Source organism: Amycolatopsis sp. NPDC114504 (assembly GCF_055633595.1).
Genome location: NZ_JBVKDU010000005.1, coordinates 163398 through 179607 on the forward strand (window position 1 = coordinate 163398; position 16210 = coordinate 179607).

11 protein-coding genes are annotated in these 16210 nt (G+C 69.7%); all 11 read left to right on the top strand.

Going from position 1 to position 16210, the window contains the following annotated elements; all coding sequences use genetic code 11:
* The first annotated feature begins 38 nt into the window (after window positions 1–38).
* From ACZ7PG_RS36920 to mmsB, 11 genes are read left to right on the top strand one after another with little or no spacing between them, the layout of a single operon-like run.
* Window positions 39–1058, top strand: a complete 1020-nt coding sequence (locus tag ACZ7PG_RS36920; RefSeq protein ID WP_470243814.1) for an ABC transporter substrate-binding protein — start codon at window positions 39–41, stop codon at window positions 1056–1058.
* Between the two features lie 10 nt (window positions 1059–1068).
* Window positions 1069–2583: a sugar ABC transporter ATP-binding protein gene (locus tag ACZ7PG_RS36925; protein ID WP_470243815.1), complete on the top strand. Its 1515-nt coding sequence runs from the start codon at window positions 1069–1071 to the stop codon at window positions 2581–2583.
* A complete protein-coding gene (locus tag ACZ7PG_RS36930; RefSeq protein WP_470243816.1) occupies window positions 2580–3626 on the top strand; it encodes an ABC transporter permease in 1047 nt (348 codons plus the stop codon). Before ACZ7PG_RS36925 ends, ACZ7PG_RS36930 begins: the two co-directional genes overlap by 4 nt.
* Window positions 3623–4609 carry a galactofuranose ABC transporter, permease protein YjfF gene (gene yjfF / locus ACZ7PG_RS36935; RefSeq protein WP_470243817.1) on the top strand — a complete coding sequence of 329 codons (987 nt, stop codon included), beginning with the start codon at window positions 3623–3625 and terminating at the stop codon, window positions 4607–4609. The genes ACZ7PG_RS36930 and yjfF overlap by 4 nt, the downstream gene beginning before the upstream one ends.
* Window positions 4606–8406, top strand: coding sequence for a LamG-like jellyroll fold domain-containing protein (locus tag ACZ7PG_RS36940; RefSeq protein ID WP_470243818.1), 3801 nt, complete (start codon window positions 4606–4608; stop codon window positions 8404–8406). The genes yjfF and ACZ7PG_RS36940 overlap by 4 nt, the downstream gene beginning before the upstream one ends.
* 23 nt (window positions 8407–8429) lie before the next feature.
* A complete protein-coding gene (gene araB, locus ACZ7PG_RS36945; RefSeq protein ID WP_470243819.1) occupies window positions 8430–10061 on the top strand; it encodes a ribulokinase in 1632 nt (543 codons plus the stop codon).
* Window positions 10061–10738 carry an L-ribulose-5-phosphate 4-epimerase gene (locus ACZ7PG_RS36950; RefSeq protein WP_470243820.1) on the top strand — a complete coding sequence of 226 codons (678 nt, stop codon included), beginning with the start codon at window positions 10061–10063 and terminating at the stop codon, window positions 10736–10738. Before araB ends, ACZ7PG_RS36950 begins: the two co-directional genes overlap by 1 nt.
* A gap of 19 nt (window positions 10739–10757) precedes the next feature.
* Window positions 10758–12257, top strand: a complete 1500-nt coding sequence (araA, locus tag ACZ7PG_RS36955; RefSeq protein WP_470243821.1) for an L-arabinose isomerase — start codon at window positions 10758–10760, stop codon at window positions 12255–12257.
* Window positions 12258–12287: 30 nt separating this feature from the next.
* Window positions 12288–13394, top strand: a complete 1107-nt coding sequence (gene chvE / locus ACZ7PG_RS36960; protein ID WP_470243822.1) for a multiple monosaccharide ABC transporter substrate-binding protein — start codon at window positions 12288–12290, stop codon at window positions 13392–13394.
* Complete coding sequence (gene mmsA, locus ACZ7PG_RS36965) at window positions 13391–14911, top strand: multiple monosaccharide ABC transporter ATP-binding protein (protein ID WP_470243823.1); 1521 nt, start codon at window positions 13391–13393, stop codon at window positions 14909–14911. Before chvE ends, mmsA begins: the two co-directional genes overlap by 4 nt.
* Window positions 14908–16128 (top strand): multiple monosaccharide ABC transporter permease, encoded by a 1221-nt coding sequence (mmsB, locus tag ACZ7PG_RS36970; RefSeq protein WP_470243824.1) that lies wholly within the window; start codon window positions 14908–14910, stop codon window positions 16126–16128. The genes mmsA and mmsB overlap by 4 nt, the downstream gene beginning before the upstream one ends.
* The last annotated feature ends 82 nt before the right edge of the window (window positions 16129–16210 follow it).

Genomic DNA, 16210 nt, shown 5'->3' on the forward strand with positions numbered 1-16210 from the left:
CGCCGTACGCGCGCCCGACCCGAGAAGACCAGCTCCGAATGTTAACGCTAACAACAAAGATCACCGTCGATCGAGGAGTGAACGTGCTGAAGAAGCGATGGGCCGCCGCGGCGGCCGCGGCGGCCGGACTCGTCCTGCTCACCGCCTGCGGGAGTGGCGGGTCCTCCGGCAGCTCCGGCGGGGCGATCACGCTCGGGTTCGCCCAGGTGGGCGCCGAGAGCGGGTGGCGGACGGCCAACACCAAGTCGATCCAGGACTCGGCGAAGACCGCCGGGATCGAGCTCAAGTTCTCCGACGCGCAGCAGAAGCAGGAGAACCAGATCTCCGCGATCCGCTCCTACATCCAGCAGAAGGTCAAGGTCATCGCCTTCTCGCCGGTGGTGGAGTCCGGCTGGGAGACCGTCCTCAAGGAAGCCAAGACGGCCAACATCCCGGTCATCCTCACCGACCGCGCGATCGACTCGCCGGACAAGACGCTCTACAAGACCTTCCTCGGCTCGGACTTCATCGCCGAGGGCAAGAAGGCGGGGCAGTGGCTGACCAAGGAGTTCGGCAGCGCCACCGGCCAGGTCAACATCGTCGAGCTGCAAGGCACCACGGGCTCGGCCCCGGCGAACGACCGCAAGAAGGGCTTCGCGGACGTCATCGCGGCGGACCCGAAGTACAAGATCGTCGCCTCGCAGACCGGTGAGTTCACCCGCGCCAAGGGCAAGGAGGTCATGGAGGCCTTCCTCAAGTCCCAGCCCAAGATCGACGTCCTCTACGCGCACAACGACGACATGGCGCTCGGCGCCATCGAGGCGATCGAAGCCGCGGGCAAGGTCCCGGGCAAGGACATCAAGATCGTCTCCGTCGACGGCGTGAAGGACGCGCTGACGGCACTGGCCGACGGCAAGATCAACCACGTCGTCGAGTGCAACCCGCTGCTCGGCCCGCAGCTGATGGACCTGGTGAAGAAGGTCGCCGCCGGCGAGTCGGTGCCCGAGCGCATCGAGACGCAGGAGACCGAGTTCGACCAGGCGTCGGCCAAGGCCGCCCTGCCGCAGCGCCAGTACTGAGGGGTCCCGCATGCCCGCCGAAATTCTGTCCATGACCGGGATCCGCAAGGAGTTCCCCGGCGTCACCGCCCTCGACGGCGTCGACTTCCGCCTCTTCCCGGGCGAGGTCCACGCGCTGATGGGGGAGAACGGTGCCGGCAAGTCCACCCTGATCAAGGTGCTGACCGGGGTCTACGGAGTGGACGCGGGCACGATCACCCTCGCCGGGACCGCCGCCGCCTTCGGCGGTCCCGGCGAGGCGCAACGGGCCGGCATCAGCACGGTCTACCAGGAGGTCAACCTCTGCCCGAACCTGTCCGTGGCGGAGAACGTCTGCCTCGGCCGGGAACCCCGCCGCTTCGGCCGCATCCAGTGGGGCCCGATGCGGCGGCGGGCCGAGGAGCTCCTCGCCCGGCTGGACGTCCACGTGGACGTCTCGGCCGAGCTGAGCACGTGTTCGATCGCGGTGCAGCAGCTGGTCGCGATCGCCCGCGCGCTCGACGTCGACGCGCGGGTGCTGGTCCTCGACGAGCCGACGTCCAGTTTGGACACCGGTGAGGTCGAGCGGCTGCTGACGGTCGTCCGGTCCCTGCGCGAGCAGGGCCTGGCGATCCTGTTCGTCTCCCACTTCATCGACCAGGTCTTCGCCGTCGCCGACCGGATGACCGTGCTGCGCAACGGAAAGCTGATCGGCGAGTACCGCACCGCGGACATCACGCCGGTCGACCTGGTGACGAAGATGATCGGCAAGGAGCTGCGGGTCCTGGAGAAGCTCGAGGAGTCCGGGCCGACCCGGGCCGAGGTCGCCGGCGCGCCGGTGCTCCTGTCCGCCGAGGACCTCGGCCGCAAGGGCGGTGTCGAGCCGTTCAGCCTCGACATCCACGCCGGCGAGGTCGTCGGGCTGGCCGGGCTGCTCGGTTCCGGGCGCACCGAGCTCGCCCGCCTGCTCTTCGGCGCCGACCACGCCGACAGCGGATCCGTCCGCGTCGACGGCGAGGCCACGAACCTGCGCACCCCGCGCGCCGGGCTCGACCACCGGATCGCGTTCTGCTCGGAGAACCGCAAGACCGAAGGCCTGGTCGAAGAGCTGACCGTCCGGGAGAACATCGTCCTCGCGCTCCAGGCCTCCCGCGGCTGGGCGCGGCCGCTGTCCCGCCGCCGCCAGGACGAGATCGCGCAGAAGTACATCAAGACGCTCGACATCCGTCCCGCCGACCCCGAGGCGTTGGTCGGCAACCTCTCCGGCGGCAACCAGCAGAAGGTGCTGCTGGCCCGCTGGCTCATCACCGAACCGCGGCTGCTCATCCTCGACGAGCCGACCCGCGGCATCGACATCGGCGCCAAGACGGAGATCCAGCGGCTGGTCACCCAGCTCTCGGCCGACGGGATGGCCGTCGTGTACATCTCCGCGGAGCTGGAGGAGGTGCTCCGGCTCAGCCACCGCGTCGTGGTGCTGCGCGACCGGAAGGTGGTGGCGCAACGGGAGAACCAGGGGCTCACCGCGGACGACGTCATGGCCACGATGGCCGAAGGGGTGCAGGCATGACCGGCTTGACGAAGAAGCGGCTCTTCTGGCCCGTGGTGGCGTTGCTGGTGCTGTTGCTGGGCGACCTCATCGCGAGCCCGTCGTTCTTCAAGATCGAACTGCGCGACGGTCACCTCTACGGGAACCTCGTCGACATCCTGAAGAACGGCGCCCCGCTGATCCTCATCGCGATCGGCATGACGCTCGTCATCGCCACCCGCGGCATCGACCTCTCGGTCGGCGCGGTCGTCGCGATCAGCGGATCGCTGGCCTGTCTGTGGATCGCCGACCACCCCGACGGCGTGGGTGCCACGCTCGTCGCGGTCGGGCTGGCGCTGGGCCTGTCGCTGGTGCTCGGCGTGTGGAACGGCTGGCTCGTCGCCGCGCTGGGCATCCAGCCGATCATCGCCACGCTCATCCTCATGGTCGCCGGCCGCGGGATCGCGCAGCTGATCTCCGGCGGCCAGATCATCACGATCAACTCCGCGCCCTACGAGTGGATTGGCAGCGGGTTCGTGCTGACCCTGCCGAGCGCGATCCTCATCGCCCTGGCCGTGTTCGTGCTCGCTTCGCTGCTGGTCCGCCGCTCCGCGCTCGGCCTGCTCGTCGAGGCCGTCGGCGGCAACCCCGAGGCCAGCCGGCTGGCGGGTCTCCGGTCGGCCCGGCTGACCTGGCTCGTCTACGTCTTCTGCGCGCTGTGCGCCGGCATCGCCGGGCTGATGATCAGCGCGAACGTGCACAGCGCCGACGCCAACCACGCCGGGCTGTTCATCGAACTGGACGCGATCCTCGCCGTCGTCGTCGGCGGCACGCAGCTGACCGGCGGCCGGTTCTCCATCGGCGGCGCGGTGATCGGCGCGCTGCTCATCCAGACGCTGACCACCACCGTCTACGCCCTCGGCATCCCGCCCGAGGCGATCATGCTCTTCAAGGCCGTCGTCGTGCTGGCGGTGTGCCTGCTGCAGTCGCCCGCGTTCCGCCGCAAGCTCCGGCGCCGCCGGACACCCCCGGCCGGGCAGCCGGCGCCGGAGTCCGCTCCCGAGAAGGTCGAGGTCACGGCATGACCACCCTGGACCGCATCCGCGGGTACCGGCCGCGGCAACGGCACCTGCCGATCCTCGCGACGATGGCGCTGCTCATCGGGGCGTACATCTTCGGCGCGTCCAGCTACGACGCGTTCGGATCCGGGCAGGTCGTGCTCGACCTGTTCATCAACAACGCCTTCCTGCTCGTGGTCGCGGTCGGGATGACGTTCGTGATCCTCACCGGCGGCATCGACCTCTCCGTCGGGTCGGTCGTCGCACTGTCCACAGTGGTCTCCGGCGACCTGATGCAGAAGCACGGCTGGCCCGCGTACGCGGCGATCGCGGTCGTCCTGGTCGTCGGCGCGCTGCTCGGCGCCGGGATGGGCGCGCTCATCCACTTCTTCGAGATCCAGCCGTTCATCGCCACGCTGATCGGGATGTTCTTCGCCCGCGGGCTCTGCTACACGATCAGCACCGAGGCGTACTCGATCGACAACCCGACGATCGCCACCCTCGCCCAGACGCAGATCCCGCTCGGCGGCGAGCTGCACATTTCGATCAGCGTGGTCGCCGCGCTGGTCGTCGTCGCCATCGCGGTGTACGTGCTGGCCTTCACCCGGTTCGGGCGCACGGTCTACTCGATCGGCGGCAACGCGCAGTCCGCGATGCTGATGGGCCTCAAGACGGGCCGCACGAAGATCGCGGTGTACACGATCAGCGGCTTCTGCTCGGCGCTGGGCGGGCTGCTTCTCGTGCTGTACAAGTCTTCCGGCGACCCGCTCAACGGCGTCGGGCTCGAGCTGACCGCGATCGCCGCGGTCGTCATCGGCGGCACCATCCTCACCGGCGGTTCCGGCTACGTGCTGGGCACCGTGCTCGGGATCATGGTGCTGGGCATCATCCAGACGCTGATCACCTTCGACGGCACCCTCAACTCCTGGTGGACCTCGATCATCACCGGTGCCCTCCTGTTCGTCTTCATCGTCCTGCAGCGCCTCGTGACCCGAGGGAGCCGTCGATGATGCGGCGCATCCTGGCCGTGCTCGCGGCCCTGACCTTGTTCTCCGCCCTGCCCGCGACGGCCGGCGCGGCGGAGCCCGCCTCGGCGCTCGCCGGGCACTGGACGTTCGACGAAGGCAGCGGGACCACCGCCGCCGACAGCGCGGGGGACCACCCCGCCACCCTGAACTCCGGCGCGGGCTGGGGCCCCGGCATCCGCGGCGGCGCCCTGACGACGGACGGCGCGGGCGGGTTCGCCGACGCGGGCGCGCCCGTGCTCGACACCACCAAGAGCTTCTCCGTCAGCAGCTGGGTCAAGCTCGACAAGACCTCGGGCTACCAGACGTTCGTGAGCATCGACGGAACCCAGGTCAGCACCTTCTTCCTGCAGTTCCGCGACGACTCGCGCCGGTTCGCCTTCACCCGCCTCGCCGGGGACGCCCCGACCGACGGTGTTGTCGCGGGCGCGAACTTCGACCCCGTCGCCGGCCAGTGGTACCAGCTCACCGGGGTTTTCGACGCCGCGATGTCAACGCTGTCGTTGTACGTCGACGGCACCCGGCAGGCGACGGTCTCCGCGCCCGTCGGCTGGGCCGGCACCGGTCACCTGGTGATCGGCCGCGGCAAGTACGGCGGCAACCCGGTGGACTACGTGGACGGCACGATCGACGACGTCCGCGCGTACTCCGGTGCGCTGACCCCGTCCGACGCCGCCCGCCTCGCCATCGCCGGGCACTGGGCCCTCGACGAAGGCACCGGCACCACGGCGGCCGACGACTCCCTCGACGCGCGCACCGCGACCTTGACCGGCGGCGCGACCTGGGGCGACGGCGTAGTCGGCCCGCACGGCGTCACGCTCGACGGCACCGATGCCGCCATCGACGCCCCGGCCCCCGTGGTCGACACCGCGCAGAGCTTCTCGGTGTCCGCGTGGGTCAAGCCGACCGCGGCCTCCGGCTTCCGGACCGCGGTGAGCGTCGACGGCTCGACGATCAGCGGCTTCTACCTCCAGCGCGCCGCCGACGGCCGGTTCGCCTTCACGCGCCGGGCAGCCGACGGCGACACGGCGTCGTCCGCGGCGGTGTCGACGCTGCCCGCGCAGGCCGACCAGTGGCAGCACGTCGTCGGCGTCCACAACCGCGCGGCCGGCACGCTTTCCCTGTACGTCAACGGAACCCTGCAGCAGAGCGTCCCGTTCACCACGCCGTGGACCGCGGGCGGGCACCTGGTCATCGGGCGCGGCAAGTGGGCCGGCAGCCCGGCCGACTGGTTCGCCGGGGGAGTGGACGACGTCCGCGCGTACCCGACGCCGCTGACCGCGTCCGCCGTCGCCGCGCTCGCCGCCAGCGGCTCGTGGCACTTCGACGAAGGCACGGGTACGGTCGCACGTGACTCTTCGGCCAATGCGGCCGACGGCACCCTTCGCGGAGCGACCTGGACCGCGGGCGCCGCGGGCAAAGCCGTCCAGCTCGACGGCAAGTCCACTGTGGACCTGGGTACCTCGCCCGCGTTCGACACCGGCACCGGCTCGCTCTCCCTGGCCGCCTGGTTCCGCACCACCGCGGACGGCACCCTCGTCGACCACGGCGACGGCTACGCGCTCGGCGTGACCGGCGGCAAGCTCACCGCCCGCGTCGGCACGATCCAGGTGACGACCACCGGGGGCGGACTCGCCGACGGCAACTGGCACCACGCCGCCGTCGTCCTCGACCGTGCGTCGCAGCGGCTCACCGTCTACGCCGACGGCGACGCGGCGACGGTCATCAGCACCTGCGGCACCCCGACCGGCACGACCCTGGACGTCTCCGCCTGCCCGGCCTCCGGGACCGCGGCGGCGCCCCTGACGGTCGGCGCCGGGTTCACCGGTGCGGTCGACGAACTGGAGCTGCGCCGCTTCTCGCTCACCGCCGCCCAGATCGGCACCCTCGCTGGCGCCAACCAGCTGGCCGTCGACGCCAACGTCGTCCGCGCCAACACCCGCCCGACCACCTACGGCTCGATCCTCGAGGACATCAGCCACTCCGTCGAAGGCGGGCTGTACGCCGAGCTGGTCCGCAACCGCACCTTCAAGGAGGCCTACCAGCGCGGCAGCGGCGCAGGCGACACCCCGGTCCCGTACTGGTCGCTGCTCACCTCGGCCGGCGCGACCGGCACCTACGCGATCGACACCGCGACGCCGCTCAACACCGCCCTCGACCGCTCGCTCAAGCTGCACGCCGACGCGGTCCCGGCCGGTGGACGCGTGGCCGCCGCCAACGTCGGCTACTACGGCGTCGCCGCGAAACCGGCCACGAAGTACACCGGCAGCTTCTTCGCCAAGGGCACGTGGACCGGCGCGGTCCGCGTCAGCCTGGAGAAGCCGGACGGCACCGTGCTGGCGAGCAAGGACGTCCAGCCCGTCGGCGCGGACTGGGCGCAGCAGACGTTCAGCTTCACCACGCCGTCGACGATCACGACGTCCACCGACAACCGGATCGTCGTCTCGCTGGTGAACAAGACCAAGAAGGCCCTCGCCGGGGACGCCTGGTTCCAGCAGGTCTCGCTGTTCCCGCCGACCTTCAAGAACCACGGCGTCCGGCTCGACCTCGGGCAGAAGCTCGCCGCGATGAAGCTCGGCCTGTTCCGCGTCCCGGGCGGCAACTTCCTCGAAGGCAACACGCTCGACACGCGGTTCGCCTGGAAGAACACCATCGGCAAGCAGGAGGATCGTCCGGGCCACCAGAACACCGCGTGGGGCTACTGGTCCACCGACGGCTTCGGCATCCTCGACTACCTCAAGCTGTCCGAGGACATCGGCGCCCAGCCGCTGCTGGCGCTGTTCGCCGGCTACACGCTCAACGGCCAGCACGTCAGCCAGGCCGACTACCCGCAGTACGTCCAGGAGGCCCTCGACGAGATCGAGTACGCCATCGGCGACGCCTCCACGACGTGGGGCGCGAAGCGGGTCGCCGACGGGCACCCGGCGGCGTTCGACCTGCACTACGTCGAGGTCGGCAACGAGGACTGGTTCGACGGCTCGGGCAGCTACGCCTGGCGCTTCACCGACATGTACAACGCGATCAAGGCGAAGTACCCGCAGCTGACGGTCATCGCCACGACCGGCGGCCTTCAGGGCGGGGCCGCCTCGAGCACGTCCACCGGAGTGCGCCCGGACGCCGCGGACGACCACTACTACCAGTCGCCGCAGTGGTTCACGGACAACTCGACCCGCTACGACACCGCGGACCGCTCCGGCCCGGACATCCTCGTCGGCGAGTACGGCGCCCAGGACGGCCGGCCCACCGGCACCCTGGCCGCCGCCATCGGCGAGGCCGCGTTCCTCACCGGGCTCGAACGCAACAGCGACGTCGTCATCGGCTCGATGTACGCGCCGGTGCTGGTGCAGGAGAACCAGTCCAGCTGGCCGGTCAACCTGATCGGGTTCGACGCCGGGAGCAGCTACGGCTCGCCGTCGTACTGGGTGCAGCAGATGTTCTCCAGCACGCTCGGCAAGCAGATCGTGACCAGCCGCCTCAACCAGGGCAGCCCGCTGCGCCAGGTGGTCAACGTGACCACCAAGGGAGGGAAGAAGACCTTCACGGTCAAGCTCGTCAACCCGACCGGCCAGGTGCAGACCACGCGGCTGGCGCTCACCGGCGTCACCGCGGTCGACGGCACCGGGACGCTCACCACGCTCACCGGCGACCCGGCGGGGCGCAACAGCCTCGCCGCGCCGGCCGCCATCGTGCCGCAGACCAGGGAGATCACCGGGCTGGCGGCGACGTCGAAGCTGACGTTGCCCGCCAACTCCGTGACGACACTCGTGATGACCGGCCGTTGAGCCGTACCGGAAAGGAACCAGAAGTGTCAGCAGACCCTCTCGTCGTGGGCGTCGACTTCGGCACGCTCTCGGGGCGTGCGGTGGTCGTGCGCGTGGCCGACGGCGCCGAGCTGGGCAGCGCGGTCTTCGAGTACCCGCACGGTGTGCTCGACGAGACGCTGCCCGCGTCCGGCCGCGCGCTGCCACCGGACTGGGCGCTGCAGGTGCCCGTGGACTACGTCGGCGTGCTCCGCACCGCCGTCCCCGCCGCGCTCGCCGATGCGGGGGCGGACCCGGCAGCCGTCGTGGGCATCGCGACCGACTTCACCGCGTGCACCATGGTCCCGACGACCGCCGACGGCACGCCGCTGTGCGAGCTGCCCGAGTTCGAAGCCGAGCCGCACGCCTACGTCAAGCTGTGGAAGCACCACTCGGCCCAGCCGCAGGCCGTCCGGATCAACGAGCTGGCCCGCGCCCGCGGCGAGAAGTGGCTGCCGCGCTACGGCGGCCTGATCTCGTCGGAGTGGGAGTTCGCCAAGGGCCTCGAGCTGTTCGAAGAGGCCCCGGACGTCTACGCCGCGATGCGGCACTGGGTCGAGGCGGCCGACTGGATCGTCTGGCAGCTGACCGGGGTGTACGTCCGCAACGCGTGCACGGCCGGGTACAAGGGCATCCTGCAGGACGGCCAGTACCCGAGCCGCGACTTCCTGCACGAGCTGGCGCCGGGCTTCGAGTCCTTCGTCGCCGACAAGCTGGAACACCCCTTGGGCCAGCTGGGTTCCCGCGCGGGTTCGCTGTCCGCCGAAGCCGCGGAATGGACCGGGCTGCCCGAAGGCATCGCGGTCGCCGTCGGCAACGTCGACGCCCACGTCACCGCACCCGCCGCGAACGCCGTCGAGCCCGGGCAGATGGTGGCGATCATGGGCACCTCGACGTGCCATGTGATGAACGGCGCCGAGCTGCACGAGGTCCCCGGCATGTGCGGGGTCGTCGATGGCGGGATCGTCGCCGGGCTGTGGGGCTACGAAGCCGGGCAGAGCGGCGTCGGCGACATCTTCGGCTGGTTCGCCGAGCACTTCGCCCACGACAGCCACGAGGAGCTCACCCGGCTCGCCGCCCAGCAGGAGATCGGTGAACACGGGCTCGTCGCGCTGGACTGGCACAGCGGCAACCGGTCGGTGCTGGTCGACCACGAGCTGTCCGGCGTCATCGTCGGGCAAACCCTCGCGACCCGCGCCGAAGACGTCTACCGCGCGCTGCTGGAGGCCACCGCGTTCGGCACCCGGAAGATCATCGAAACGTTCAACGCCGCCGGCGTCCCGGTCACCGAGCTGATCATCGCGGGCGGCCTGGTCAAGAACGCGCTGCTCATGCAGATCTACGCCGACGTCACGAACCTCCCGCTGTCGGTCATCGGCTCCGACCAGGGACCGGCGCTCGGCTCGGCCATCCACGCGGCCGTCGCCGCCGGGGCCCACCCGGACATCCGGGCGGCCGCCGCCGCGATGGGCTCGGTCCGGCGCGCGGTCTACCAGCCGGTGCCCGCGCACGTCGTCGCCTACGACGAGCTGTACGCCGAATACACGACGTTGCACGACTATTTCGGCCGTGGCGCCAACGATGTCATGCACCGGCTCGCGGCCCGCCGCCGAGCCGTGGCGAAAGGACGGTCCTGATGTCGCTGACCGGTGAAGTCCTCGACACCGTCGCGGAGCTGCGGGAGACCGTGGCGAACCTGCACGGTGAGCTGACCCGCAACGCGCTGGTCATCTGGACCGCGGGCAACGTCTCGGCCCGGGTGCCCGGGCGCGAGCTGATGGTGATCAAGCCGTCGGGGGTGTCCTACGACGACCTGTCCGCCGACACCATGGTGGTCACCGACCTGCACGGGGAGCTGGTGCACGGCGAGCTCGCGCCGTCGTCGGACACCGCCGCGCACGCCTACGTCTACCGGCACCTGCCCGAGATCGGCGGGGTCGTGCACACGCACTCGACGTACGCCACGGCGTGGGCCGCCCGCGGCGAGCCGATCCCGTGCGTGCTGACTATGATCGCCGACGAGTTCGGCGGCGAGATCCCGGTCGGGCCGTTCGCCCTGATCGGCGACGACTCCATCGGCCGCGGCATCGTCGAAACGCTGCGCACCAGCCGGTCCAAGGCCGTGCTGATGCGCAACCACGGCCCGTTCACCGTCGGCCGGACCGCCCGCGACGCGGTCAAGGCCGCGGTGATGGTCGAGGACGTCGCCCGCACCGTGCACAAGGCCTTCGAGCTCGGCAGGCCCGCACCCCTCCCACCCGAGGACGTCGACCGGCTCTACGCCCGGTACCAGAACGTCTACGGCCAGCACTGAACCGCTTCCAGGAGAAACGATGACCCGCGCGTCGAAACCCCAGCTCTGGTTCCTCACCGGGAGCCAGGCCCTCTACGGCGAGGAGACCCTCGAACAGGTCGCCGGCCAGTCCCTGCGCATCCAGCAGCTCCTGGCCGCCGCCGGCGGGCTCCCGGCCGAGATCGTCGGCAAGCCGGTGCTGACCGAGGCTTCGTCGATCCGGCGGGTCCTGCAGGAAGCCAACGCCGACGCCGCCTGCGTCGGTGTCATCGCGTGGATGCACACCTTCTCGCCCGCGAAGATGTGGATCACCGGGCTGGACGCGCTGCGCAAGCCGCTGCTGCACCTGCACACCCAGCTCAACGAAGCCCTGCCGTGGTCGACCATCGACATGGACTTCATGAACCTCAACCAGGCCGCGCACGGCGACCGCGAGTTCGGGTTCATCCAGACCCGCCTCGGCGTGCCGCGCAAGACGGTCGCCGGGCACGTCTCCGACCCGGTCGTCGTCGCGCGGATCGACGCGTGGGCGCGGGCCGCGATCGGCGCCGACCACCTGCGCAACCTCCGGCTGGCCCGGTTCGGCGACAACATGCGCGACGTCGCCGTCACCGAGGGGGACAAGGTCGAGGCCGAGCTGCGGTTCGGCGTCTCGGTCAACACCTACGGCGTCAACGACCTGGTCGAACTGGTCGATCAGGTGTCTGATGTAGATGGTCTGGTGGCCCAGTACGAGCAGGATTACAACGTTGTCGCGGAGCTGGGCGCCGGGGGAGCGCGGCACGACTCGCTGCGGTACGCGGCCCGGATCGAAGCCGGGATGCGGAAGTTCCTGACCGACGGCGGGTTCGGCGCGTTCACCACGAACTTCGAGGACCTCGGCGGCCTGCGCCAGCTGCCCGGCCTCGCCGTGCAGCGGCTGATGGCCGACGGCTACGGCTTCGGCGGCGAGGGCGACTGGAAGACCTCCGCGCTGCTCGCCGCGGTCAAGGCGATGGGCGTCGGTGTCGACTGGGGCACCTCGTTCATGGAGGACTACACCTACCACTTCGGGCCGGGCACGCCGAAGATCCTCGGCGCGCACATGCTGGAGGTCTGCCCGAGCATCGCCGCCGCGAAGCCGTCCTGCGAGATCCACCCGCTGGGTATCGGCGGCCGCGAAGACCCGGTCCGGCTCGTGTTCGACGCCCAGCCGGGCCCCGGGGTCACCCTCGGCCTGGTCGACCTCGGCGACCGGTTCCGGCTCGTCGCCAACGAGATCGAGGTCGTCGTACCCGACGAACCGCTGCCCAACCTGCCCGTCGCGCGGGCGGTGTGGGAGCCGGCGCCGTCGCTGTCGACGTCGGCCGAGTCGTGGATCACCGCGGGCGGCCCGCACCACACCGTGCTCACCCAGGCAGTGGGCACCGAAACCCTTCGCGACTTCGCGAACCTGCTCGGCGTCGAGCTGCTGGTGATCGACAAGGACACCACGCCGCACGGCTTCGCCGACCGCATCCGCTGGAACCAGGCGTACCACCGCCTGGCCGTCGGTTTCTGACACAGGCTTCTGAGAAAGGAAGAAGGAACAATGAAGTTCACCAGAACACTCGCGGGGATCGCCGCCGCGGGACTCGTGCTGACGCTGTCCGCGTGCGGCTCGAGCCAGAAGACCGCCGACCAGACGGCGGCTCCCGGCGCCGCGAGCGCGGCGGGCGGCCTGGTCGGCGTCACCATGCCGACGAAGTCGTCGGAACGCTGGATCCACGACGGCGACAACATCAAGTCGGCGCTGGAGAAGCTCGGCTACAAGGTCGACCTGCAGTACGCCGAGAACGACATCCCGACGCAGGTCAACCAGATTGAGAACCAGATCACCAAGGGCGCGAAGCTCCTGGTCATCGCGTCGATCGACGGCACCGCCATCACCACCCAGCTGCAGGAGGCGGCGGACAAGAAGATCCCGGTCATCGCCTACGACCGGCTGATCCGCAACTCGCCCAACGTCGACTACTACGCCACCTTCGACAACTTCAAGGTCGGCGTCGAGCAGGCGAACTCGCTGGTCAAGGGCCTCGGTGACGGCCCGGGACCGTTCAACATCGAGCTGTTCGCCGGGTCGCCGGACGACAACAACGCCACGTTCTTCTTCAACGGCGCGATGTCCGTCCTCAAGCCGCTGATGGACAGCGGCAAGCTGGTCGTCAAGAGCGGGCAGACCGACTTCGCCCGCGCGGCCATCCTGCGCTGGGACCCGGCCACCGCGCAGCGGCGCATGGAGGACCTGCTCACCAAGACCTACACCGGCGGCGCGAAGGTCGCGGGCGTGCTTTCGCCGTACGACGGCCTGTCGATCGGCATCCTCTCGGCGCTGAAGAGCAACGGCTACGGCACCGCCGGCCAGCCGTACGCGATCGTCACCGGGCAGGACGCCGAGGTCGCCTCGGTCAAGTCCATCATCGCCGGTGAGCAGTACTCGACGATCTTCAAGGACACCCGCATCCTCGCCGACACCACGGTGAAGATGGCCGACGCGGTGCTCAAGGGCGGCAAGCCCGACGTCAACAACACCAAGGACTACGACAACGGCAAGAAGGTCGTCCCCTCGTACCTGCTGCAGCCGGTCACCGTGGACAAGGCCAACTACCAGAAGGAACTGGTCGACTCGGGCTACTACACGGCAGGTCAGCTGAAATGACCGAACTGCTCGGCATGCGCGGGATCACCAAGACCTTTCCCGGGGTGAAGGCGCTGTCGGACGTCACGCTGTCGGTGAACAGCGGCGAGATCCACGCGATCTGCGGCGAGAACGGCGCCGGGAAGTCCACCTTGATGAAGGTGCTTTCCGGCGTCTACCCGCACGGGACGTACGACGGTGAAATCCACTTCGACGGGCAGCGGTGCGAGTTCGGTTCGGTGCGCGACAGCGAGCGGCGCGGAATCGTGATCATCCACCAGGAGCTCGCGCTGTGCGGGCAGCTTTCCATCGCCGAGAACATCTTCCTCGGCAACGAACGCGACAAGCGGGGCTGGATCGACTGGAACCGGACCAACCACGAGGCCGGCGCGCTGCTGCAGCGCGTCGGCCTCGCCGAAAACCCGACCAGGGCGGTGCAGGAGATCGGGGTCGGCAAGCAGCAGCTCGTCGAGATCGCGAAGGCGCTGTCCAAGGACGTCAAGCTCCTCATCCTCGACGAGCCGACCGCGGCGCTCAACGACGACGACTCGGCGCACCTGCTCGACCTGCTGCGCGGGCTGCGCGACGAAGGCGTCACGTGCGTGATCATCTCGCACAAGCTCGGCGAGGTGACCGCGATCGCCGACACCGTCACGATCCTGCGTGACGGCAAGACGATCGAAACGCTCGACGCCGAAGGGCTGACGGAGGAGCGCATCATCACCGGCATGGTCGGGCGCGACCTCGAGCACCGGTTCCCGCCCCGGGAACCCGACATCGGTGAGGAGGTGCTGCGGATCGAGGACTGGACGGTCTACAGCCCCAACCAGGCCGACTGGCTCGTGGTCGACCACGCCAACCTCACCCTGCGGCGCGGCGAGATCGTCGGGCTCGCCGGGCTGATGGGCGCGGGCCGCACCGAGCTCGCGATGAGCGTGTTCGGCCGGTCCTACGGCAAGAACATCTCCGGCCGGATCCTCAAGCACGGCGAGGAGATCGACGTCCGCTCGGTGCGCGACGCCGTCCGCCACGGCATCGCGTACGCCACCGAAGACCGCAAGCGCTACGGCCTCAACCTGATCGAGGACATCCAGCGCAACGTGTCCGCGGCCGGGCTCGGCAAGCTCGCCAAGCGCGGCTGGGTCGACGAGCACGCCGAGCACGACACGGCCGTCGGGTTCCGCCGGAACCTCTCGATCAAGGCGCCGTCCGTGCGCAGCGTGACCGGGAAGCTCTCCGGCGGCAACCAGCAGAAGGTCGTGCTGGCCAAGTGGATCTTCACCGACCCGGACGTGCTGATCCTCGACGAGCCGACCCGCGGCATCGACGTCGGCGCGAAGTTCGAGATCTACACGATCATCAACGAGCTGGCCGCGCAGGGGAAGGCCGTGCTGGTCATCTCCTCCGAGCTGCCGGAGCTGCTCGGGCTCTGCGACCGGATCTACGCGCTGTCGGCGGGCCGGATCACCGGCGAGGCGACCCGCGAACAAGCCACCCAGGAACTGCTGATGCAGTACATGACCAAGGAACGGCAATGACCACGACCGAAGCGCGGCCCGCCGCGCCCCCGGCCGAGCGCTCGGCCCGGCGGATCTCGATCAACCCGCGCCAGAGCGGCATCTACGTAGCGTTCGCGTTGATCGTGGTGCTGTTCGAGGTGCTCACCGGCGGCGCGCTGCTGGAACCGCAGAACATCTCCAACATCATCGTGCAGAACTCCTACGTGCTGATCCTCGCGATCGGGATGATCCTGGTGATCATCTCGGGGCACATCGACCTGTCCGCCGGGTCGGTGGTGGCGATGACCGGCGCGGTGTCGGCGGTGCTGATGGTGAACTGGCACCTGCCGTGGTTCCTGGCGGTGCTGATCACCCTCGTCGTCGGCGCGGTGATCGGTGCCTGGCAGGGGTACTGGGTCGCGTACTTCGGGATCCCGGCGTTCATCGTGACGCTGGCGGGGATGCTCGCGTTCCGCGCGCTGACCCTGACGGTGCTGGGAAACCAGGGCATCGGCCCGTTCCCGGACGCGATCCGCACCCTGTCCAACGGCTTCACCGACGGCTACCTCGGCAACATCGGCCTCGGGCCGTTGGGCGGCGCCGACCTGGTGTCGCTGCTGGCCGGCGTCGTCGCGGTGGCCGGCATCGCGTTCACCCAGTGGCGCAAGCGCTCGGCGCGGCTGGGCTACGGCCAGGACGTCGACCCGTTCCCGGTGTTCGTGCTCAAGATCGTCGGGATCGCGGTGCTGGTGCTCGCCCTGGTGGTGCAGCTGGCGCGGTTCAAGAACCTGCCGTGGGTGCTGATCCTGCTGGCGGTGCTGGTGCTCGGCTACTCGCTGGTGGCGGGGAAGTCGGTGTTCGGCCGGCACATCTACGCCGTGGGTGGCAACCTGCAGGCCGCGACGCTGTCCGGCGTCAAGGTCAAGTCGGTGACGTTCTGGATCTTCGTCAACATGGGCGTGCTGGCGGCCCTGGCGGGGATCATCTTCGCGGGCCGGTTGAACCAGGCGGGCCCGACGGCGGGCGTCAACTTCGAGCTGGACGCGATCGCGGCGGCGTTCATCGGCGGCGCGGCGGTCCAGGGCGGCGTCGGCAAGGTGGTCGGCGCGATCACCGGCGGCTTGATCATGGCGGTGATCAACAACGGGATGTCCCTGATCGGCGCCCCGAGCGAGCGGGTGATGCTGGTGAAGGGCGTCGTCCTGCTGGCGGCGGTGGCGTACGACATCTGGACGAAACGCCGCGCGGCTTCCTGAGTTGTCCGTCGAAAAGGGGCTTTCCGCCATTGCGGGGAAAGCCCCTTTTCGAAGTTCTCGAAGTGCTTGACCGGGCGGTAAC

Coding starts and splice junctions, on each gene's coding strand:
- mmsB (WP_470243824.1), top strand. CDS start 14,908: ATGACCACGACCGAAGCGCGGCCCGCCGCGCCCCCGGCCGAGCGCTCG.
- ACZ7PG_RS36950 (WP_470243820.1), top strand. CDS start 10,061: ATGTCGCTGACCGGTGAAGTCCTCGACACCGTCGCGGAGCTGCGGGAG.
- araA (WP_470243821.1), top strand. CDS start 10,758: ATGACCCGCGCGTCGAAACCCCAGCTCTGGTTCCTCACCGGGAGCCAG.
- ACZ7PG_RS36925 (WP_470243815.1), top strand. CDS start 1,069: ATGCCCGCCGAAATTCTGTCCATGACCGGGATCCGCAAGGAGTTCCCC.
- yjfF (WP_470243817.1), top strand. CDS start 3,623: ATGACCACCCTGGACCGCATCCGCGGGTACCGGCCGCGGCAACGGCAC.
- chvE (WP_470243822.1), top strand. CDS start 12,288: ATGAAGTTCACCAGAACACTCGCGGGGATCGCCGCCGCGGGACTCGTG.
- ACZ7PG_RS36940 (WP_470243818.1), top strand. CDS start 4,606: ATGATGCGGCGCATCCTGGCCGTGCTCGCGGCCCTGACCTTGTTCTCC.
- ACZ7PG_RS36930 (WP_470243816.1), top strand. CDS start 2,580: ATGACCGGCTTGACGAAGAAGCGGCTCTTCTGGCCCGTGGTGGCGTTG.
- ACZ7PG_RS36920 (WP_470243814.1), top strand. CDS start 39: ATGTTAACGCTAACAACAAAGATCACCGTCGATCGAGGAGTGAACGTG.
- mmsA (WP_470243823.1), top strand. CDS start 13,391: ATGACCGAACTGCTCGGCATGCGCGGGATCACCAAGACCTTTCCCGGG.